Source organism: Anoxybacillus sp. FSL W8-1294, from assembly GCF_037965005.1.
Classification (GTDB): Bacteria; Bacillota; Bacilli; order Bacillales; family Anoxybacillaceae; genus Anoxybacillus; species Anoxybacillus flavithermus_G.
In genome coordinates, this window is record NZ_CP150179.1 from 172,740 (window position 1) to 193,065 (window position 20,326).

17 protein-coding genes and 5 pseudogenes are annotated in these 20,326 nt (G+C 39.9%); 18 read left to right on the plus strand and 4 right to left on the minus strand.

Annotated features, from left to right (window positions below):
- The first annotated feature begins 2 nt into the window (after nt 1–2).
- The 10 genes and pseudogenes from NSQ23_RS00985 to NSQ23_RS01030 form a co-directional block, all read left to right on the plus strand.
- Nucleotides 3–506 carry an IS630 family transposase gene (locus NSQ23_RS00985; protein WP_339172326.1) on the plus strand — a complete coding sequence of 168 codons (504 nt, stop codon included), beginning with the start codon at nt 3–5 and terminating at the stop codon, nt 504–506.
- Between the two features lie 89 nt (nt 507–595).
- Nucleotides 596–1,821, plus strand: a pseudogene (locus NSQ23_RS00990) (IS701 family transposase); the annotation flags it as partial.
- Nucleotides 1,822–2,320: 499 nt separating this feature from the next.
- The gene (locus NSQ23_RS00995) at nt 2,321–3,397 is read left to right on the plus strand and encodes a SagB/ThcOx family dehydrogenase (RefSeq protein WP_339172328.1); all 1,077 of its coding nucleotides are present in this window, start codon (nt 2,321–2,323) and stop codon (nt 3,395–3,397) included.
- Between the two features lie 4 nt (nt 3,398–3,401).
- Nucleotides 3,402–4,235, plus strand: coding sequence for a hypothetical protein (locus NSQ23_RS01000; RefSeq protein ID WP_339172331.1), 834 nt, complete (start codon nt 3,402–3,404; stop codon nt 4,233–4,235).
- Entirely contained in the window at nt 4,219–5,421 is a 1,203-nt protein-coding gene (locus tag NSQ23_RS01005) for a hypothetical protein (RefSeq protein WP_339172334.1), read from the plus strand. Before NSQ23_RS01000 ends, NSQ23_RS01005 begins: the two co-directional genes overlap by 17 nt.
- A gap of 86 nt (nt 5,422–5,507) precedes the next feature.
- A pseudogene (locus NSQ23_RS01010) lies at nt 5,508–5,654 on the plus strand (IS630 family transposase); the annotation flags it as partial.
- 98 nt (nt 5,655–5,752) lie between these two features.
- On the plus strand, nt 5,753–6,514 hold the full coding sequence (locus NSQ23_RS01015; protein WP_339172338.1) for a MerR family transcriptional regulator: 762 nt from the start codon (nt 5,753–5,755) through the stop codon (nt 6,512–6,514).
- Nucleotides 6,515–6,599: 85 nt separating this feature from the next.
- Nucleotides 6,600–7,649 (plus strand): NAD(P)/FAD-dependent oxidoreductase, encoded by a 1,050-nt coding sequence (locus NSQ23_RS01020; RefSeq protein ID WP_339174203.1) that lies wholly within the window; start codon nt 6,600–6,602, stop codon nt 7,647–7,649.
- Nucleotides 7,650–7,712: 63 nt separating this feature from the next.
- Nucleotides 7,713–7,883 carry a hypothetical protein gene (locus tag NSQ23_RS01025; RefSeq protein ID WP_339172340.1) on the plus strand — a complete coding sequence of 57 codons (171 nt, stop codon included), beginning with the start codon at nt 7,713–7,715 and terminating at the stop codon, nt 7,881–7,883.
- Nucleotides 7,870–8,429: pseudogene (locus tag NSQ23_RS01030) on the plus strand (IS982 family transposase); the annotation flags it as partial. The gene NSQ23_RS01025 and the pseudogene NSQ23_RS01030, both read left to right, overlap by 14 nt.
- 173 nt (nt 8,430–8,602) lie before the next feature.
- Here the strand turns inward: NSQ23_RS01030 and NSQ23_RS01035 are convergent.
- Nucleotides 8,603–9,427, minus strand: coding sequence for a hypothetical protein (locus NSQ23_RS01035; RefSeq protein ID WP_339172343.1), 825 nt, complete (start codon nt 9,425–9,427; stop codon nt 8,603–8,605).
- Nucleotides 9,428–9,515: 88 nt separating this feature from the next.
- Nucleotides 9,516–11,126: an ATP-binding protein gene (locus tag NSQ23_RS01040; RefSeq protein WP_339172345.1), complete on the minus strand. Its 1,611-nt coding sequence runs from the start codon at nt 11,124–11,126 to the stop codon at nt 9,516–9,518.
- 81 nt (nt 11,127–11,207) lie between these two features.
- On the opposite strand from NSQ23_RS01040, the pseudogene NSQ23_RS01045 reads away from it, so the two are divergent.
- The 4 genes and pseudogenes from NSQ23_RS01045 to NSQ23_RS01060 all read left to right on the plus strand — a co-directional run.
- A pseudogene (locus tag NSQ23_RS01045) lies at nt 11,208–11,549 on the plus strand (carboxyl transferase domain-containing protein); the annotation flags it as partial.
- Between the two features lie 208 nt (nt 11,550–11,757).
- Nucleotides 11,758–12,426 carry a polysaccharide deacetylase family protein gene (locus tag NSQ23_RS01050; RefSeq protein WP_339172347.1) on the plus strand — a complete coding sequence of 223 codons (669 nt, stop codon included), beginning with the start codon at nt 11,758–11,760 and terminating at the stop codon, nt 12,424–12,426.
- Between the two features lie 14 nt (nt 12,427–12,440).
- Nucleotides 12,441–13,022 (plus strand): VTT domain-containing protein, encoded by a 582-nt coding sequence (locus NSQ23_RS01055; protein WP_339172350.1) that lies wholly within the window; start codon nt 12,441–12,443, stop codon nt 13,020–13,022.
- A 13-nt stretch (nt 13,023–13,035) separates the two neighbouring features.
- Entirely contained in the window at nt 13,036–14,148 is a 1,113-nt protein-coding gene (locus NSQ23_RS01060; RefSeq protein WP_339172352.1) for a UDP-N-acetylglucosamine--LPS N-acetylglucosamine transferase, read from the plus strand.
- Nucleotides 14,149–14,164: 16 nt separating this feature from the next.
- Here the strand turns inward: NSQ23_RS01060 and NSQ23_RS01065 are convergent, their stop codons facing one another.
- On the minus strand, nt 14,165–15,238 hold the full coding sequence (locus NSQ23_RS01065; RefSeq protein ID WP_339172354.1) for a Ger(x)C family spore germination protein: 1,074 nt from the start codon (nt 15,236–15,238) through the stop codon (nt 14,165–14,167).
- A gap of 53 nt (nt 15,239–15,291) precedes the next feature.
- Nucleotides 15,292–15,744 (minus strand): annotated as a pseudogene (locus NSQ23_RS01070) (spore germination protein); the annotation flags it as partial.
- Nucleotides 15,745–15,886: 142 nt separating this feature from the next.
- Between NSQ23_RS01070 and NSQ23_RS01075 the strand changes: the two are divergent.
- The 4 genes from NSQ23_RS01075 (at nt 15,887) to acpS (ending at nt 20,278) form a co-directional block, all read left to right on the plus strand.
- Complete coding sequence (locus NSQ23_RS01075) at nt 15,887–16,930, plus strand: D-alanine--D-alanine ligase (protein ID WP_339172357.1); 1,044 nt, start codon at nt 15,887–15,889, stop codon at nt 16,928–16,930.
- A gap of 9 nt (nt 16,931–16,939) precedes the next feature.
- Nucleotides 16,940–18,316 carry a UDP-N-acetylmuramoyl-tripeptide--D-alanyl-D-alanine ligase gene (gene murF, locus NSQ23_RS01080; protein ID WP_339172360.1) on the plus strand — a complete coding sequence of 459 codons (1,377 nt, stop codon included), beginning with the start codon at nt 16,940–16,942 and terminating at the stop codon, nt 18,314–18,316.
- Nucleotides 18,317–18,461: 145 nt separating this feature from the next.
- On the plus strand, nt 18,462–19,868 hold the full coding sequence (locus NSQ23_RS01085) for a DEAD/DEAH box helicase (protein ID WP_064220830.1): 1,407 nt from the start codon (nt 18,462–18,464) through the stop codon (nt 19,866–19,868).
- Between the two features lie 47 nt (nt 19,869–19,915).
- On the plus strand, nt 19,916–20,278 hold the full coding sequence (acpS, locus tag NSQ23_RS01090) for a holo-ACP synthase (protein WP_004888740.1): 363 nt from the start codon (nt 19,916–19,918) through the stop codon (nt 20,276–20,278).
- Nucleotides 20,279–20,326 lie beyond the last annotated feature (48 nt).

Here is a 20,326-nt window from a genome sequence, read left to right on the forward strand (position 1 = left end):
ATGTGGACGAAACGCATGTTCGTGCGTATCAAGCGCTTCGTACGACATGGGCAGCAGTAGGAAATCAAAAACAAGTGCCAAGCTACGGTCACCACGCTCATGTTTCCATTTTTGGCGCCGTCGATGTTCAACAAGGCGATGTCGTGTTTCATCGTGCATCATCCGCCAATGCCGAAACGTTCCTAGACTTTTTGCGCCTGTTGAAAGAGAAATATGCGGATCGATTTATCGTGCTTGTATTGGACAATGCGCGTATTCATCATACCAAGATGGTGCAAGCCTTTCTTGATGGCAAGGAAGGTGATGTTTTTCATTTCATCTTTTTGCCGCCGTATTCTCCACAGCTAAACCCGATGGAACGGTTATGGAAGTGGCTGAAAGATGAAGTCATCGCCAACATCTTGCATAAAGATCAAAATGATATTGCCCAGTCGATTATTCGTTTCGAACAATATGTCTTACAGCACCCAGATGAGGTGTTACGTCGCATCGGGTGTACTGCGTGAACCAGAGGTTAAAATTTTAAATTGGATGTATATAGATTTTATTGCATAAATTGACAACTGAACAAAAAAGAAGACATGAACTCGATTCCTTGGTTAGAATAGATGTACCCACAACTATCCACAAGGAGGTTCATGTTTCATGAATAGACTAGCACATCATCAAGGAATCCACAAGTTTTTCATAACGTTTTAGGGTTGGCGCTTTATTTCTCGAAACCTGTCATGAAGCACCTCGTTCATCTTGTGGGTGCGATGATCACCAAGAGGTTTTCGGGAACGCTGACCGATCTACATCATGGGAGTTTTCATCCGAACCATCGCACGACACGGAGCCATTTTTTCACGAAAAGCCCATGGGAGGAAGAGACGTTGCTTCGCAAACTCCAGCAGTGGGTGCTTCATCGTGTCGAACGCAGCTCGAAACGAGAGAATCAACCCATTTTTGTTTCGATCGATGATACGATTTGCCAAAAAACGAAGCCTTCGTCACGGGCAACACACGCCATTCAAGGGTGTGATTGGCGCTATTCTCACACAGAGAAAAAATCGATTTGGGGACATTCTCTCGTTTGGCTCATGGTTCATACGATGACCCAAGCGTTTCCTTTTGCCTTTCGCCTCTACGACAAGAGGGCTGGGAAAGGCAAAGGGGAACTCGCGATCGAGATGCTTTCTTAGCGAGATGCTTTCTTAGTTGGATGTGAGTCGCCCCGTTTATGTGCTCATGGACTCTTGGTATCCATCCAAAACGCTCGTGGAAAAGGGATTTCACGTGATTGCGATGCTCAAGACGAACCGAATTCTCTACCCGAAAGGCATCGCTATCCAAGCGAAGGAGTTTGCCGAATACATCGAACCGAATGATACCCATCTCGTCATGGTGGGAAAAGAGCGTTATCGGGTGTATCGCTACGAAGGTGCTCTGAACGGTCTCAAGGATGCTGTGGTGCTGCTCGCTTGGAAAGCCGATCAGCCGATGACACCGAAACATCTTCATTGCGTCTTGAGCACCGATCGTGAGCTAAGCGACGAAGACATCTTGCGCTACTATGCCGAGCGTTGGTCGATCGAATGTTTTTTCCGTCAAGCGAAAGACCAGCTGAAACTCGATGGATACCGCGTTCGCGGGCGTCGGGCGGTGAAACTTTATTGGATCTTGGTGCAACTGGCGTGTGTGTACAGTATGTTCGAGTCCAACGATGATTTCTCTACCGGGCTGGATCTTCGCCGAACGAACAAAGCACATCGTCTTGTAGAATTTATCTACAGCGCAGCGAAACAAAATATTCCTATTGATGCCGTAAAAAACATTTCCGCATGGCATAAGGGGCACCTGTTTGTTTTTTACATGGTAATTATTATTATAAAGATTGCTCAACTACAGTAAATTTAAGAAGAATTTAGCTAGCCTCTGCTTGGTGAAGAGATCGAAAAGAGGAATGTTGACACGAGGATGCCTAGGGACATGGTGGCGTTCTTCTGAATCAGCTATGTGTGGAGATCCGAGGTGCATCGCATTTGTATCCGCGCACAGTGACGACGGAGCGCACCCACAGACAAGTTTCATCACCACAACATGTGACGAGTGTTACTTTTTACTGAACAATAACATGAGGTAATCATTAATTTGTTGATTTTTTCTCACAAGCATTAGTAGAACTTGTTATAAAAAATCGAGTACAACTGTTGGTAAGAATCCATATAAACAAAAATTCAAAAATACATGATGGGTTTTATCAGAAAATATTTTTGGGCATCCCTAAGGTACAAGAAGTCTTGGTATATCAATATTTCTAAAGGAAGGAGTTATTAGCATGGAAAGGTACTATTTAAACCCAGTTTTTATAGGGGATTTAGATCCAAACGAAAGTAATTTTATTAAAATAACAATTCCTGTTCCGAATAGAGAAGTGAAGCTTAGTCATGGTGAGTTTATTTCATTAATTAAAGCTTTTAAAAGCAAAGAATATGTTAAAAAAAATGAACTCACCGCTATTTTTAGTGGGACACAAATTCAGTATTTACTGGAACAGGAGCTAATCAAGAAAGAGCCATTTGATAATGCTTATGCAGAGGGCATTCAGCAGTGGATAGATTATGGATGGCATGAGGCTTTAATATTCCATCTAATATCAAATAGAGTTGAATATGAAGACGATGATTGGGACTGTAACAAAACTATAAATATGAGGAATGAATTAATTAATAGATATTCCGATTTTTTATGTACCTATCTACCTCTTGATAATATCTATGAGGTAAAATTATCTAATGAAGTAAAAAAGTTATCTCATGTCTCTTTTGAAAAGGCTCTGTTGAATAGGAGATCTAATCAACCATGGAGTAAGGATAAATTTACACTAGATGATCTTTCTGAAATACTTTATATATCCCTTTATAAGTTTAGGGAAAAAAGAAGAGTTAATGCAAAAATCCTAGAGGATAAAGATATAGAAAGTTACCACAAACTATATGAGATGTCTTATGTGGATTCTTTTTACTTATATGTTATTTCTTATGATATTGAAGGGTTGGAAAATGGTATATATTTTTATGATATTTTAAACCACAAGTTGCTTTTAATAAAAAAAGGCTTATTTAGAAATGAAGTTACAGAAATTTGTATTGGTCAAAAGTTGGCTGGAAGCGGTAAAGTATCCATTGCATTAGCAATTGATTGGCTTCCTTATATGATAAGATATCAACATGAGAGAGCGTACAGAAATTTATTTATAGCTGCAGGTCAAATAATGCAAAGACTGTTAATAACCTTCTCCGGTATGAATAAATCTATGTTTATTACACCAGCTATACGTGAAGAAAAGGTAGATAAATTGATGGGACTTAATAACTTTGAGCAAGCGATAGTTTATTTTACTACGGCAGGTTGATGCTATGAATAATTGGAATATGTGGTGGGTAAAAAATGAAATATTTTTATCGCAACTAAACCTTTTTGGCTTCTTGAGATTATGTGACGAAGAAAGCATCAATCTTTTTCTTGAACAGATAGAAACGAACAAAAAAGAATTGTCTGAATATTTAAGTAACAATTATCTTGATTCAAAGGAAATAAATAATTGGGTTAAAATAAATGGAATACCGTACGCTGATTACACATATGCAAAAGATATTCATTTATACGACAAAGAAAAAATGTTAGAGTATAACATGACTAAGAAACATCCAAGCATTTCATTTGAATTCTCGGGTATCAGGAAACATTTTCCTTATAGAAGTATTAATGAAACAGTATTCGATGCTCTTACAGGATATACAGAGAAGAGGGATGAAGTTCATTTATTTCACGCATTAAATAAACTGCTTAAATCAACAAAATGTATTTATATGAATTTCCCATCCCTAAAAAAGACGTACCCTTCTAATGGTGCTAGGCACACATTAGATATATTTGCAACTCATAATAATAAAATATTATATTTGTCACCATTACTTGATGATTGGGAAATTGTAGAGGATTTTCAGTACGATGATTCTCTGCTGATAGTTACATGCACCTATGAAAGGATGCAGTGGAAATATCGAAACCATATATTTTATAGGGACGTATTATTAGAGTTGGGTCACTTAAAGGAAATTCTTGAATTTTTGGGCATCAGAGAAACAAAACGAGATAAAAAGCGAGAGATAGTGAATGAGTTTAATAGATGCCTTAATTTTAGGGACTTCTACACAGAGGTGAATGGCATATATGAAATCGATAGATAGCGACATAGATAAGAATATAGTAATGTTATTAATAAGTTTTTGTTTTTTAAGTGTAGGTGATAGAATTTTTCAATTTTATTGTATATTTTTTGTATTTGAATACTATCCCAAATTAATTGTCTTGATGACAGCTGCTTTATTAATAGGGAATATCATTGCATTTCCATTGTTTAAGATAATGAGAACATTAATAGGTGATCACCATTTATTTATTACTGCTCTTATTATTAAGTGTATATGCTATTTGACTGTCCCTTATTTTTTCGAAAATCACTTTTCTTTTTCTTTTTCTTTTTCTTTTTTTCTTCTAGCTATTGAAGCTTTTATGGATATCGTGACTTTGCCATATATTTATAGTTACATAGATAAAAGAATAGCTTCTTCATTTTATGGAGTTGCTGCGAAAATAGATTTAATAGATAGATTGACCTTAGTTTCAAGCCCTTGGATAACAACTGCTATAATTAAGTATATCCATCAATCATCTATAGGGGTGATAACTTCTGCTTGCGTTTTAGTTTCAATTTTCTATTTTATGAAACAAAAAACAGAGAGTGTGAAAAGTGTATCAGAAATTAAAGGATTAAAATTGATATGGAAAAATAATCTTATATTAAGTAAAGAAATTAAGTTGTTTTTGCTTGTAGGGATAGTTACTACATTTGTTACTTCTTCCTTACTAGATGTAATTCTACCTGCTGTTGCTCTTATAGATATTAAATCAGACAATAGTTTATTAATGTTCGCCACACTAGAATCCATATTATCAATTACTTTTATTTTAGCTAACTTAACACTTGTGAAAATTAAACCGAAGGCAAAATATCTTATATTTTCAATACTTTTTATGGGGACGGCATATTTTTTACTTGTCTTCGAAAACTTCCTAATAAGGGCGGGCTCATTAGTATTATTGGGTTTCTTTTTTACAATGTATAAATTAAATATATTAAATCTGTATAAAAATTATACTGATAAAGAAAGCTTTGCTGAGATTTTATTACTTAGGAATTCACTGCTTTTTATTATAGCATCTTTGTCCAAATTGATTGTTTCAGCAACTATATCTTTAACCGGGAAGTTAGAATATGTATTAACATTTAATGGATTGGTTCTCTGCTTCCTAACAATTTATATATATAAACCTATGATGCTAGTTGGGCGTCAGTCCGAGTGTGACAAGTGACCAGCCAAATGCCATCAAATGCGATTGTATTTGATAACCTAAAATTGAGCCACTTTTCAACGGTTCGATCACATAAATCTCCGTTTCCGACCTATAAGCTCGTCAAAGGCGATTCAGTGCTTCAAGCAGCCTTTGAAAAAGAACTCGAGTTTATAAAAAAACTAATCATGGAAGAAATCGTTCTTCTTCATGTCGATGAGACGCATGTTCGTGCCTATCTAAACATGGATTAGTCAAATAATGCTCGCTTTTATGGCGAGATTTTTTTATTTTTTCGCTTTACATTGACGTTACGTAAACGTTTATAGTGAAATTGTCAGGAGGTGATTGGGTGGAATATACGGTGCAACAGTTAGCGAAATTGGCGGGGGTGACGAGCCGAACGCTAAGGTATTACGATGAAATCGGTCTGTTGAAACCGGCAAGGGTTAATGCATCAGGCTATCGCATATACGGACAAAAAGAGGTAGACCGGCTCCAACAAATTTTGTTTTATCGCGAGCTTGGTGTGGGGTTAGAAACGATTAAGCAAATTGTCACATCCCCGTCATTTGATGACGTACAGGCGTTGAAGCAGCATCGTGAAAAACTCTTGGCAGAACGGAGGCGGTTAGAGGCGCTAATCGCCAATGTCGAAAAAACACTATTAGCGAAGGAAGGGAGAATCGTGATGAGCGACAAAGAAAAATTTGAAGCGTTTAAACAGCAGCTTATTGACGAAAATGAACAAACATACGGCAAAGAAATTCGGGAAAAATACGGTGACGAGCAAGTGAACAAATCGAACGAAAAAGTAAAAAACATGACGCAAGCCCAGTACGAAGAAGTGACAAAACTAGGTGAGGAAGTGTTGCGCGTATTGTATGAAGCATTTTTGGCTGGCGATCCAGCAGGGGAGCTTGCACAAAAAGCAGCAGATTTACACCGTCAATGGTTAAGCTATTTTTGGGATCATTATTCAAAAGAAGCACATGCAGGATTGGCGCAAATGTATGTGGATGATGAACGGTTTAAAGCATACTACGATCAAAAACAGCCAGGAATGGCGGAGTTTCTTCGTGACGCCATTTTCATTTACACAGGCAAAAAGTAGGCAGGCATTGGCCTGTCTTTTTACATTGTAAAAGTTTGAAAAAAGATGTATATTTAAATGAGAATGATAATCAAATTTAAAGGTGATGACGATGGAACAATTATACGATGTGACGATTATTGGAGGCGGGCCGGCAGGGCTATATGCGACGTTTTATAGTGGATTGCGAGAAATGAAAACGAAGTTGATTGAGTATCAAGCGCAGCTAGGTGGAAAATTGCATGTGTATCCAGAAAAAATGATTTGGGATGTTGGCGGGCATGCCCCGATTACAGGAGAGAAATTACGCGAGCAACTTGTTAAACAAGCGTTTACCTTTAATCCGACCGTTGTATTAAATGAAAAAGTTGAAATGATTCAGCGAAGAGAAGACGGCATATTCATTTTACAAACATCATCTGGTCAACGACATATATCGAAAACGGTCATTATTGCGGTAGGAAGCGGTATATTAAAACCACAAAAGCTTCAAGTTGAAGGAGCGGAAAAGTTTGAGATTACAAATTTACACTATACGGTGAAATCGTTAAAACAGTTTAAAGGGAAAACGGTGATCATTTCAGGTGGGGGAAATACAGCGATTGATTGGGCAAATGAGCTCGTACCGATTGCGAAAAAGGTATATGTTACTTATCGCAATGAATCGTTAAAAGGACATGAGGCGCAAGTGACGCAATTATTAAATAGTTCTGCCATTTGCTTTTTCCATACGTCCATTACAAAATTAGTTGCCAGCCCCAACCATGAAATGATTGAGCGAGTGGTATTGACAAATCATGAGACGGGCGATGTGTTTGAACTCGATGTAGATGATGTCATTATTAGCCATGGATATGAACGAGATGCCTCATTGCTTGCCAATAGTGAACTACCCATTCAAATGGTTGACGAATATTATATTGCGACAAATGCAAAAGGAGAATGTTCTGTTCCGGGGTTATATGCAGCTGGCGATATTTCAAAATATGATGGAAAGTTATATTTACTTACAGGTGCTTTCCAAGACGCAGCGAATGCGGTAAATAGTGCGAAACGTTTCATTGAACCCACTGCCGATCCGTATGCGATGGTATCTTCACATCACGAAGCGTTTAAGGAGCGAAATCGAGAGTTAGTGAAACAAATGTTAAAATAATAGTAATGCATAAATTCGTTTGTTTTAACGCAAACTTTTGGTAAAACAAACGAGATAAACAGCGTGTTTAAACAACGGAACATATTGATCGTGTTGGCATTATTTATGTTAACAGCGTACAGTCAACCACTTACGTTATACAGCTATACGGGCGGGGCGCACGGCATGACTGTGAAAGTGCCAAACAATTTTGATTTTCATACAGGCAAATCGTTGCAACTGGATTCGCCATGAGCTAGCCAAACGTGGGCAGCACCACGCCTATGCGGTCGTAGATAGTATAATGCCGCAAGAATGTACCGTGTCAAACGATTCCAAGGGATCGCGGACATCGGGCTTTGTGCGTCGAAGAAGCAGTGGTACTATGGGTTTAAGCTTCATCTTCAAGTGACCGACCAAGGACTGCCGATGGGGTACGTGGTAACGGAGGCGTCCTGTCACGATCGAATCGTAGCGGGAACCGTCATGACTCAAATTCCTCATCCTTTTAATTTGGGTGATAAAGGATTTATCAGTAGCGAATTGCAAAAAAAGTTGTATGAAGCGTACCAAATCGCTTTTTGGACTCCATCTCGCAAAAATCAGAAACACCGCCCATCTGAATCATGGGAGAAATGGCTCAAACAAAAACGGAAAGTCATTGAAACGGTGTTCTCTGTCCTCGTTGACCAGTATCGTATCACAGACATTCGTGCGAGTTCGATTGCGGGATTTGAAGTAGCACTAGATGGCATATTGTTGGTGTATTCACTTGTAACACTTGGGCTAGTTGAGCGCTAGCGCTCAACTAGCACCACGGGTTTATTACTATTTCCTTAATACGCATTGCATACCCCCCACAATCTAATACCCAAAAAATTCTACATTTTATGCCAAAATCATCCAAAAAAAATTAAACTATAAATTGCTACAGACAAAATAAAAAATGCTTGACTTTAAGCGCCAAGCATCTCTTATTTTAGGTCATTGTTATAGGAGGCTGGATTGAACGTAAATTTTAATATTAACTCCCCTTGAGACATTCGTTTTAATCTTCTTTCAATATCCAAATCCCATGTATTTTCTAATGTTCCCCTGTAATCTAAAGCTTGTTGCAACATCTCCCATTGATCTTCTCTTCCTAAATCGTTAAAGTAATCCCTTTTCAGTAACCACTTTATTTTTTGCAACTTATCTGTCGTTAATCGGTCAGGGTGACTTTTTGGTAATACTGCTCGCTGATATAACTTGTGTTTAAGCATTGAATGGATTGGCAATTTGCGAATTTTTTCTATGTTTATCAAACTTCCTTCATTTTCACGGGCTTTTTTGATTATGTCAAAAGGAATATCAGGATGAACAAAATAATTTTCAATCTCAGCTTGAGTAACTCCCAGCTTCCGGGCTATCGTAGCAACCTTTACTCCGCTATTAACCATTTGATCAATCAACATATGTTTGTCTAACCACTTTGTTGTTTGATGATGGAACATCCTCCTTAGCAACTTAATTCGTTGTTCCGTTTCATTCGAATATCGCTGAATAACGCAAAATATTCTTGTGCACCTTTTATGCTTTTCATTCATTTTTTTATATGCTAAGTATTCCGGAAAACCAGCGACTAACCAATATTTATCTTCTGTTCTATCCTTTTCAACAATAACATGGCTGCTTAACTGATCCCCTCCCTCTAATATTTTGACCATTTTCTCTACTGCCCTTTTTGAAACATTTTCAACGTATATGGGGACAATTTTATCTAATTCAACGGATTCCATCCAAATCCCATCAAGCTTCATTCGTACCCCTCCCCATCATATTTTGTAAAACTATATGAGAAGGGAAATTTGTCTAATAACAATAAACCAGCATTAGGAATCCAGTATCCTAGTGCTGGTTTGTAAAAAGAGATCGTGTCATATATGCTTGTTTCGGATGGTTTATTTGCTCTGGATATAGCGGTTCTAATTTTCCTTCCTTAAGCAATCGTGAAATGTACTTTTTGCGAAGAGGATCCATCTGCCTATTCAGTAATTGACTTAATTCTTTGAGCGTTAACGGCTTAATTGCACAAAGATTTAAAATGATCTCATCCATTTCGGAAGGATTTAATCTCTTTTTCTTCCTTGCCAATTCAGAAATATCCAATAGCACTTTTTCATGATCTTTTGTTTGTTCGTTTTCGTTAGGTCCGGAGTTAGTAGCGTTAGGTCCGGAGTTATTAACATTAGGTCCGGAGCTTATCCGATTATATCTGGAGTTCCTTATAGACTTTTGATGAAACATTTCCGTTAGCGTATATTTTGTACCTCTTCCTTGTCCATTTGGTTCTAAATATCCTTTTTCCACAAGTCCGGATAATAATTTGCCTATTTCATCACTCTTTTTATCTGTCAGGCTTTGCAATCTCGTATTAGTCACATAATTTTCTTGATGTGACGTCACTAAAATTAATACTTCATCATTGGTTAAAAACTTATAATGTTTCCTAAGAACTGCTTTTAGAAAATCGACGCTTTCCTGCGGTAATAATGAAGTTGTTCGCAACGTAAGAATCGTGCGATCCGGCTGAAATTCTTCAATTAATTCTGGGGCAGTCCAATGTTGTTCTTTCCACGCCAAATGAATATTCTCAATCCCCGACCCTGCCCGTTCACCAAGTCCGATTAGCATAAACATTTTAAAAATCGTTGGATTTCTCGGATCACTTATTCCACCTTTCAGTGCTTGTTGCAAAGGAATCCGAAGAACACCCGGGTTGGAAAATCGAAATAACATCTTTTCCTTTTCGATAACAATTCCGCGTTGCCCGTAGTAATCGGCATGAGCCAACGTATTGACTAAAGCCTCACGAAGAGCAGCGTGCACCCTTGTATCATCCTTGCGAAAAAGCCCCTCCATTTGAAAAGGAATGTTTAAATCATCCGTTAGTCTGCGGATCACTTTAAAATAAAAATCATACAAATTCCCCGACCAAGTGCCGTCGGAAGAAATAATCCGATCTGTCCATCTCTCCCCCGGCACATCCGAACCCTTTTCCCGATATTCTAAGAAATACTGCGGTAAATACTCTGTAATGCTGCGCTCTTCCCCAAACATGAGCAACCCGGCTAATGTTAGCCCTTCCTCGTTGGTTTCGCGTAGCCTTCCCAAAGCTCCAATTTTATATAAAAATTCCTTCAGTTCTAAACCATTCCAAGGATGATCTGGTTTCAAAGAAGAAAAGCGATTTCGATAACTTCTCACCGATTCCATATTCAAATCATTTAAACCGTAATTGGGAAGAACTTTGCTGTCTTGAGGAATTGGAGATTGGTCCGCTATCATTCGCTGTACTTCTTCTTTTGTACATTTATAGTCTCCTTCATAATTGCGGCGATATGTACCTGTAAAAGGATTATGACCAATATAAATTGGCTTGTCCTCACGTGAAGCTCTTGGAACATAAATTTTCACGATTTCTTTTCCGTCAACTTCAACAATTTCTACATTTAGCATGATCACTAAACATTATCGAACCATACGGCAAACCATTAATCAAACGAGTCATAATTAAAAATTGCAACATCAAACAAATAAGGGGCAGGATTATATGCCATGGCAGGTCCAGCGTTTAAGCCGGATTGTTGCTTAGCTTTCCTGCATGCACAAATTGCAGTTATGGGACCAGAAGCGGCGGTGAATGCGGTGTATGCGAATAAAATTGCTGAACTGCCAGAAGAAGAACGCGCTGCATTTATTGAACAAAAACGTGAAGAATATCGAAAAGACATCGATATTTATCGCCTCGCTTCCGAAATGGTTGTCGGTGGGATTATCGCGCCAAATGAGTTGCGTTCCGAGCTTATTCGGCGATTAGATGCATATATGTCGAAATATGTGGTATTTTCTGAACGAAAATATGGGGTTTACCCTGTGTAGTTTAGAAGACATATGGTACAATGAGGGCGATGTGTTCCAACATCGCCTTTTTTTCGGGAAATTTCCCCGGAAATCGACAAAATGCGTGTCGAACGAGAAAGCGATGTGCGAATGTTAACGATGAAAAAAATGAATTTGTTTTACAAGCAGCGTTCTTTGTTTCGTACTTCATGCTTCTTTTTGTATAATCAAGAAAGGGGTTTAACATGTGACATACATATGGCTTATTGCACTGTTTTTTATTTATAGCATATGTCCAACGTGGCTGATTCGCCTTTCGTCATTTCGTGTACAAAAAAGAGTGAAAGACGGTGTCGCATTAACCTTTGATGATGGACCAGATCTGACGTATACAGCCCAATTGCTCGATATATTAAAAAAATACGACGTAAAAGCGACATTTTTCGTTGTCGGTTGGAAGGCGAAAGCATATCCGCATCTCATTAAGCGAATGCACGAAGAAGGTCATACGATCGGTTTGCATCATTATTATCATACGAGCAATTGGTTTCTGCCTCCATTTGTAGCGGAATGGGAGCTTCATCGATCGGCGCGTATCATTGAGCAAATCACAGGCGTTCGCCCTGTATATTACCGTCCGCCATGGGGACATATAAACATATGGACGTTGTTCATGCAAAAAAAGTATAAAACAGTAATGTGGACATATATTCTTGGTGATTGGAACGCTTCATTAGGCGTTGCTCGACTCTATGAGCGATTAACAAAAAGCATAGAAGATGGAGCAATTATTGTACTACATGATAGCGGTTCGACGATGGGAGCCGATCAAGACGCGCCGGCAAACATGTTACAAGCGTTAGAGCGATTGCTGCAACGTACGCATGTGAAGTGGGTAAAGATAAGCGAAGAATAAAGGAGAACGCGGGAATGGAAGCGAACAGCATTTTAACGTATATTCAATCACACGGCTATATTGTGTTATTTCTTTCTCTATTTTTCGGCATCGTTGGAATTCCCGCACCGGAAGAATCGCTTCTGTTTTTTGTTGGCATTTTTATTTCGCATGACCAATTGCATTTTTTAAAAAGCTTATTTTTTGCCATTTCTGGTGCAACAATTGGCATGGTGGCCGCCTATACTGCTGGGTATACATTCGGTTCGCCCCTATTGTTTAAATATGGACACTACATTGGTTTTCACCGACGAAGATATCGATACGCTTATCGCCATTTTCGTAAACGTGCGCGTTGGTTCATTACATTTGGTTATTTTGTTCCAGGTGTTCGACAATTATCTCCGTATATGGCAGGAGTTGTTCGCTTTCCGTTTTTTCCGTTTCTTTTTTTATCGTTTGTTGGCGCGTCATTTTGGATTTGTTTATTTGTATGTGTAGGCAAGTTTCTCGGGGAGCGTATTCATATCCCGCTTCATGTATTGCCATGGATCACGTTGTTATTTTTTAGTTTATTTTTCATTGCATTGTATGTGAAAAATAGAAAACAAAAATAAAAGGGAGCTCGTTATGATGAACATTCTCGTCCTGCCTTTGTTTCAAATGCCATCTGGCCATCATCAAGTGGCGGATGCGCTTATCTATTCGTTGCAACGTCGCTTTCCAGAGGCGTCTTTTGAAAAGCTTGATTTCCTCAGTTATTGCAACGAACAAATGGAAAAAAAAGTAGCCGATTTTTACCTTCGATGGATTTCGGTATTACCTCATTCGTATGAGTGGATGTACCGACGTTGGATGAGAAAATTCGAGCAGCCAACACTTGAACCGTGGCTACTTTATTTTGAAAAAAAGATGAAACGTCTTCTTCAAGAGAAAAAACCGGATCTCGTCATATGTACGCATTCGTTTCCTTCACACGTGTTGCAGCGATTGAAACAAAGAGGCGCTATAACAGTGCCTGTTATAAACGTATATACAGACTTTTTTTTAAGTGGTATTTGGGGAAAAACAGCGATTGATTATCATTTCGTTCCTCATAAAGATGCAAAGCGGTTGCTATGTACAATGTTTCATGTTGAGCCTCGTCGCGTCATTGTAACAGGCATTCCAATTCATGAGCATATTGTACCTGCTAAGAAAAAAAAACAGCGGGAAAATAAACGTATTTTAGTGGCGGGCGGCAATCAAGGATTAGGGAAAATAGAACAATTTTTAATGAACGCAACTCATACACAATTGACATATGACGTACTATGCGGAAAAAATGAAACATTATATCATGAGATAAAAAGTTGGAACAATCCGCGTATTCGCCCGTATCAATATATTTCCGATCCAGCGAAAATGAACGAATTATATGATAAAGTCGATGCGGTTGTGACAAAACCAGGTGGTGTAACAATGAGCGAAGTGCTTGCAAAAAAACTTCCTGCTTTTACGCTTTCTTATTTGCCTGGACAAGAACAAATGAATTTGCGTTATTTAAAAGCGAAGGGCCTTATTTATTCTCTTCATGACAATGAACCGTACGAGCAACAGTTAATGCGAGTATTAACGGATAATGATGAGATGGAACAATTAGGAAAACGAATCGAACAATATTGGCTCGAACGCGAGAAAACAGCACAAGAGGCGTTGAGCGAGTGGATCGAAGCACGTTTACACGCGGTAAAGAAGCGATGAGGCCGGCTCATCGCTTTTATTTTTTCGACTTTCCATATGTGTCAATGCTTAATTTCACGTTGATTTTTCCTAGTGTATCCTTTGTGAGCGGAACTAATCCGTTTGTTGTATATTTGCGCCAATCGTTTACATTTTGACGATACAAGGCGTTCGATAATTGCAGCGTATCGATGCCTTCTTTGACGCCGAGTTGAAATAAATCCTCGATTTCCTTTTTTACTGTTTTGGTTGCGTATTCAATAATTTGTTTTTCGGGCATGTTTTTGAGCAGTTCGATGATGCTTCCTGTTGCTTGTACGTCAACGGTGAAAATCGGACGACCGTCTTTGATTTCATACGATACGTTTGCTTTTGGTCCGCGCACAACGAGCGTCCCGATCATTTTGCCGTTTGGCTGAATGTAAATCGGTGTCCGCTCCGTCCCTTTCGTTACCCAGCGTAAACCATCAAGTTGACGGCGCGGGATACATGCTTGTTTATTGTAGCGATGTAAAAAACAAACGCCATCCATTTTTAACATCGGTTTTTCTTTTTTATTTTCCGTCCAACTTTTTTCTTCAATCGCAAGAGAGGGGAGCGGAAAAACAACCGCTTTCTCATCAGATGCAGCGATAAATTCATTTATCCGCTTCGGTTGAATAAATGAACTTTGTTCGTAAATGTTTTTCGGATTGGCAAGTAATGAGAAATATGGCGAATAATCTAAAAACGGTGTTGTCTCAAACAATTGTTCAATCGGTTCTTTTGTTGCAAAGGTCCAAATCGTATGGCGAGTTTCATTGTAACGATCAAGTACATCAATGACCTCGCGTACGAGCCCTCGGTTGAGCGCCCGTTCTGTAAAAACAATCCCTTTAACATGCCCCCACGATACGCCTTGTTGAATCGCTTGATACAACCGATCTGTCGCCACGTTAAACGTCTCTCCCGTTGCTTTTCCGATCGTAACGGTTGATTTTTCTCGGCTACCTCCCGCTTCGACTTTTGCAAGCCCTGAAAAACTAATGAGCTGAGCGTATGCGATCACTTGATCGTCTTCATAATCTATACCGATTGCATGAATATAAGCGAGATGGTCAATTTCTTTCATTCCCCAACAGCCGGCTAAACACAAACAACAAAAAAAGGAAAGAAATAGCCGAGTCATGATTCGTCACCCGGCGTATTGTCGTTCGTTTTCAACATGCTTGGACGGCGTTTAAATCTTTTCCATCCACTAGTAATCACCACTTTCCATATATCTCCTGTTACTGGAGAGATCGGGGCTAAATATGGGACACCAAACGATGTTAAATTTGCGACATAAATAAGAATAAAAAACATGGATGCGATAAATCCGAAAAGCCCGAGCATAGATGAAGCAGCAAGAACGATAAAACGTAAAATCGACACCGTTCCAGCAAGCGATTGATTAACGAGTGTAAATGTCGCAATAACTGATGTCGCCATGACGACAAGCGTACTTGGTCCTGATAAACCTGCGTTTATTGCAGCTTGCCCGATAATTAAGCCCCCAACGACCGAAAACGTTTGTCCGATCGCCATCGGCAGCCGCATCCCTGCCTCTTTAAAAATTTCAAATAAGCTAATCATAATAGTCGTATCTTTTGTATTTTTATCGTTTCCAAGCAGGGAAATGATATGCATCGTCACCATCTAGGCTCGTTTCGCCATATAAATAACAAAGTAGTTGTGCTACAATAAATGAAGTGACATGAACAGTTGAGGAGGAAGAAACATGACGACCACGTTAGGTGTACTATACGGCGGCAAGTCGCCTGAGCATAAAGTATCGTTGCAAACCGCACGCTCTGTTATTAATGCGGTAAATAAAGAAAAATTTACGGTTGTTCCGATTTACATTACGACAGACGGAGAATGGTTGCGCGGCGAGGCGATTGAAGGGGAAGTGCAAGATGTCAAACAACTAGCGTTTCAACACGGTTTACCAGCGCTCGCTTCGATTGCGAATGGCATTGATGTTATTTTCCCTCTTTTACACGGACCGAACGGAGAAGATGGAACGGTACAAGGGATGTTAGAATTATTAAACGTACCGTATGTTGGAAACGGTGTGTTAGCATCAGCGGTTGGCATGGATAAAGTGGTCATGAAGCAATTGTTTGCACAAGCAGGGTTGAAACAAGCGCGTTACGTATTTTTCTTAAAAAAAGAATGGGAAAAACATAAAGAAACTGTATATGAAACGGTAGAACGTGAGCTTGGCTACCCGTGCTTTGTTAAGCCAGCCAATGCTGGTTCGAGCGTGGGAATTAGTAAATGTAAAAACCGTGAGCAATTACAAACAGCGTTTCAAGAGGCGTTTCGTTACGATCGAAAAGTCATTGTGGAAGAGGCGATTGTCGGTCGTGAAGTGGAAATTGGAGTGATCGGAAACGATGAGCCGATTTGTTCTGTCGTTGGGGAAATTGTGCCGAAAAAAGAGTTTTATGATTACGAAGCGAAATATGTCGACGGGCACACACAATTAGTCATCCCAGCCAATATTACGGACAAAGAATATGAGACCATTAAACAAATGGCTCTTACTGCTTTTCAAACGCTCGATTTATCCGGTTTAGTTCGCGCTGACTTTTTCTTAACAGCAGATGGAGAGGCGTATATTAACGAAGTCAATACGATGCCGGGCTTTACGCCGTTTAGCATGTTTCCGCTTTTATGGAAACATACAGGTGTGTCGTATGAACAATTAATCGAGCGCCTCATTCATCTGGCGATCGAGCGGTATAAAGAAAAACAAAATATTACGTATGTATTTTAAGGTGATAACATGATTACCCGTTCATTAGCAAATATTCAAACGATGATTCCGGGAAGTACGATTGATGAGCGATATGCTTCTGTTATGATTCATGGTGTATCAACAGATACGCGCACGATCGCGCAAGGAAATGTATACGTTCCGCTGAAAGGAGCTACTTTCAATGGACATCATTTTGTTAGGGAGGCGTTTGACAAAGGGGCAGCAGCCGCATTATGGAGCAAACACGAGCCAAATGCACCGAAAGATGTCCCTCTCATTTTTGTTGATGATACGCTCGTTGCTCTCCAACAGCTCGCTCATGCGTATCGTAAACAACTTCGGACGCGTATCATTGGCGTGACAGGAAGCAACGGGAAAACGACGACGAAAGATATGATTGCATCGCTTCTTGGAACTGTATATCGCGTACAAAAAACAGAGGGAAATTTAAACAATCATATCGGTGTGCCACTGACCCTTCTCCGCTTAAAAGAGGACACAGAGTATGCTGTTGTCGAGATGGGCATGAGCGGTTTTGGAGAAATTGAGCTCCTTTCTACTCTTGCGGAACCAGATGTTGCGGTCATTACGAACATAGGAGAATCGCATTTACAAGAGCTCGGTTCGCGCGAAGGAATCGCAACAGCAAAGTTTGAAATTATAAAGGGATTAAAACGCGACGGCTTATTTATTTACCATGGGGATGAGCCGTTACTGCAAACACGTGTGGAAAACGCTAATCTTTCGCATGTTCAAACGTTTGGAATGGAACCGACAAACGATTATTATCCGCTAGACATTCGTGTTCAAGCGGACGGAACGACGTTTAAGGTAAATCGTTGGCCAAACGAAACGTTTCGTATGCCACTTCTTGGCCGCCACCATGTGATGAATGCTCTTGCAGCCATTGCAGTTGCTCGATTTGCTTCTATCGATGTAGCACGTATGAAGAAGGGATTTTCGCGCTTGACCGTAACAAAAATGCGAACAGAAGTAATCAAGCGAGATGATGGGGTAACAATTATTAATGATGCATATAACGCAAGTCCGACATCGATGCGTGCTGCCCTTGAGCTGCTTGGACAACTGACAGGATATCGCAAAAAAATAGCGATTGTCGGGGATATGCTTGAACTAGGTGACCAAGAAATCGCCTTTCATGAGCAAATTGGTGAGATGATCGATCCTCAAAAAATAGATTATGTGTTGACATATGGTGAACGTGCCAAAGCGATCGCTGAACGCGCAAGCAAGCGGTTTAGCGAGGGGCGTGTTCGGGCGCATGACGATAAATTCGAATTAGCAGCGGATGTACGTGGGATAATAGAAGCAGGTGATGTCATTTTACTTAAGGCATCTCGTGGCATGAAGCTAGAGGAAATCATTTCTTTGTTAAATAATTAAAAAGAGGCGTCCAATTTGTTGAAAACATATGCATAAAATGGTATGATGAACGAGAGCTGTTTACGGAATGAATTTCAACAAGGCACTTCCGTCAATACGGGGATGCCTTTTTTCGTAAGTTATTTGAAGAAGGAGTATGAAAACATTGGCTACATTTAAAGAATTTGGATTAAGTCCAGAAGTGATGAAAGCAGTTAGTAAAATGGGATTTGAAGAGGCGACGCCAATTCAAGCGGCTACGATTCCGCTTAGTTTACAAAATCGTGATGTCATCGGGCAAGCGCAAACAGGGACTGGAAAAACGGCAGCGTTCGGCATTCCGCTTATTGAAAAAATTGACATGAACCATGATGCTGTGCAAGCAATTATTGTTGCACCGACGCGAGAATTAGCTATTCAAGTATCCGAGGAGCTATATAAAATTGGTTCAACGAAGCGTGTGCGCGTCTTGCCGATTTACGGGGGGCAAGATATTGAACGTCAAATTCGAGCGTTAAAAAAACATCCGCATATTATTGTCGGTACGCCAGGGCGTGTGCTTGACCATATTCAACGTCGTACGCTCCGTTTACAGAACGTGCATACCGTCGTGTTAGATGAAGCGGATGAAATGTTGAACATGGGGTTTGTTGAAGATATTGAAGCTATTTTAAGTCATGTGCCAACTGAACGACAGACGCTTCTTTTTTCAGCGACAATGCCAGAGCCAATTCGCCGCATTGCCGAGAGGTTTATGAACAATCCGGAGCTTGTTCGTGTAAAAGCAAAAGAAATGACCGTTCCGAACATTCAGCAATACTATATCGAAATTCAAGAGAAGAAAAAATTTGATACGTTAACGCGTTTACTAGATATTCAATCTCCGGAGTTAGCGATCGTTTTCGGAAGAACGAAGCGTCGTGTCGACGAATTAGCGGAAGCGCTCAACTTGCGCGGTTATACAGCAGAAGGTATCCACGGTGATTTAAGCCAAGCGAAACGTTTATCTGTCTTGCGCAAGTTTAAAGAAGGTTCGATTGATATTTTAGTTGCGACTGACGTTGCTGCGAGGGGCTTAGACATTTCTGGCGTAACGCATGTTTATAACTTCGATATTCCGCAAGATCCAGAAAGCTACGTTCACCGTATCGGTCGAACAGGACGTGCGGGCAAAACAGGAATGGCGATTACGTTTGTTACACCGCGTGAAATTGGACAGTTGCACCATATTGAAAAGACGACAAAGCGGAAAATGGAACGGATGAAGCCACCGACGTTAGATGAGGCGCTTGAAGGGCAACAACGGGCAGCGATTGAAAAACTGCTTGCGACAATTGAACATAACAATTTGTCATTTTATAAGCGTGCAGCGGAGGAATTATTAGAGGAGCATGACTCCGTTTCGCTCGTTGCTGCGTGTATTAAAATGTTAACGAAAGAGCCGGATATGACGCCGGTACAGTTGACGGAAGAGTCTCCGATTATGAAAAAAGAGAAAAAGCGGCAAGTCCAAACGCGCCAACGTCGTAGTGAGACGCGTGGACGCGGAGCGAAAACACGTACAAAACGATAGGAGCTGTCTGAACAGATAGCTTCTTTTTGTTTGTTGGAGGGGTATGGATGATTGTTGGGATTGGCATCGATATTGTAGAGTTAAGTCGTATAGCTCATTTGTTAGAAAGGCAACCGAAGTTTATAGAACGCGTGTTAACAGAGAATGAACGTATGCGTTTTTTCGAATTGTCGTCAAAACGAAAAATTGAATTTGTGGCTGGACGATTTGCGGCAAAAGAAGCGTATGCGAAAGCGTTAGGGACGGGGATTGGTACACATGTTTCTTTTCGCGATATTGAAATAAACAATGACGAAAACGGCAAGCCGTATATTATTTCTCCATCCATAGATGAACGTGTGCACGTTTCGATTTCACATAGCGAACATTATGCAGTTGCCCAAGTAATTATTGAACGCTTGTCAAGCTAGTCTGCATATTCTCCCGTTTCACCTCATATGATGGCTTATGAAGGGAGT

Bases quoted from the DNA above. Each gene is read 5' to 3' on its own strand.
- NSQ23_RS00995 (WP_339172328.1), top strand. From the start codon at position 2,321: ATGGAAAGGTACTATTTAAACCCAGTTTTTATAGGGGATTTAGATCCA.
- NSQ23_RS01000 (WP_339172331.1), top strand. From the start codon at position 3,402: ATGAATAATTGGAATATGTGGTGGGTAAAAAATGAAATATTTTTATCG.
- NSQ23_RS01065 (WP_339172354.1), bottom strand. From the start codon at position 15,238: ATGAAAGAAATTGACCATCTCGCTTATATTCATGCAATCGGTATAGAT.
- acpS (WP_004888740.1), top strand. From the start codon at position 19,916: ATGATTGTTGGGATTGGCATCGATATTGTAGAGTTAAGTCGTATAGCT.
- NSQ23_RS01040 (WP_339172345.1), bottom strand. From the start codon at position 11,126: ATGCTAAATGTAGAAATTGTTGAAGTTGACGGAAAAGAAATCGTGAAA.
- NSQ23_RS01055 (WP_339172350.1), top strand. From the start codon at position 12,441: ATGGAAGCGAACAGCATTTTAACGTATATTCAATCACACGGCTATATT.
- NSQ23_RS01075 (WP_339172357.1), top strand. From the start codon at position 15,887: ATGACGACCACGTTAGGTGTACTATACGGCGGCAAGTCGCCTGAGCAT.
- NSQ23_RS01005 (WP_339172334.1), top strand. From the start codon at position 4,219: ATGAAATCGATAGATAGCGACATAGATAAGAATATAGTAATGTTATTA.
- NSQ23_RS01060 (WP_339172352.1), top strand. From the start codon at position 13,036: ATGATGAACATTCTCGTCCTGCCTTTGTTTCAAATGCCATCTGGCCAT.
- murF (WP_339172360.1), top strand. From the start codon at position 16,940: ATGATTACCCGTTCATTAGCAAATATTCAAACGATGATTCCGGGAAGT.
- NSQ23_RS01020 (WP_339174203.1), top strand. From the start codon at position 6,600: ATGACGATGGAACAATTATACGATGTGACGATTATTGGAGGCGGGCCG.
- NSQ23_RS01035 (WP_339172343.1), bottom strand. From the start codon at position 9,427: ATGAAGCTTGATGGGATTTGGATGGAATCCGTTGAATTAGATAAAATT.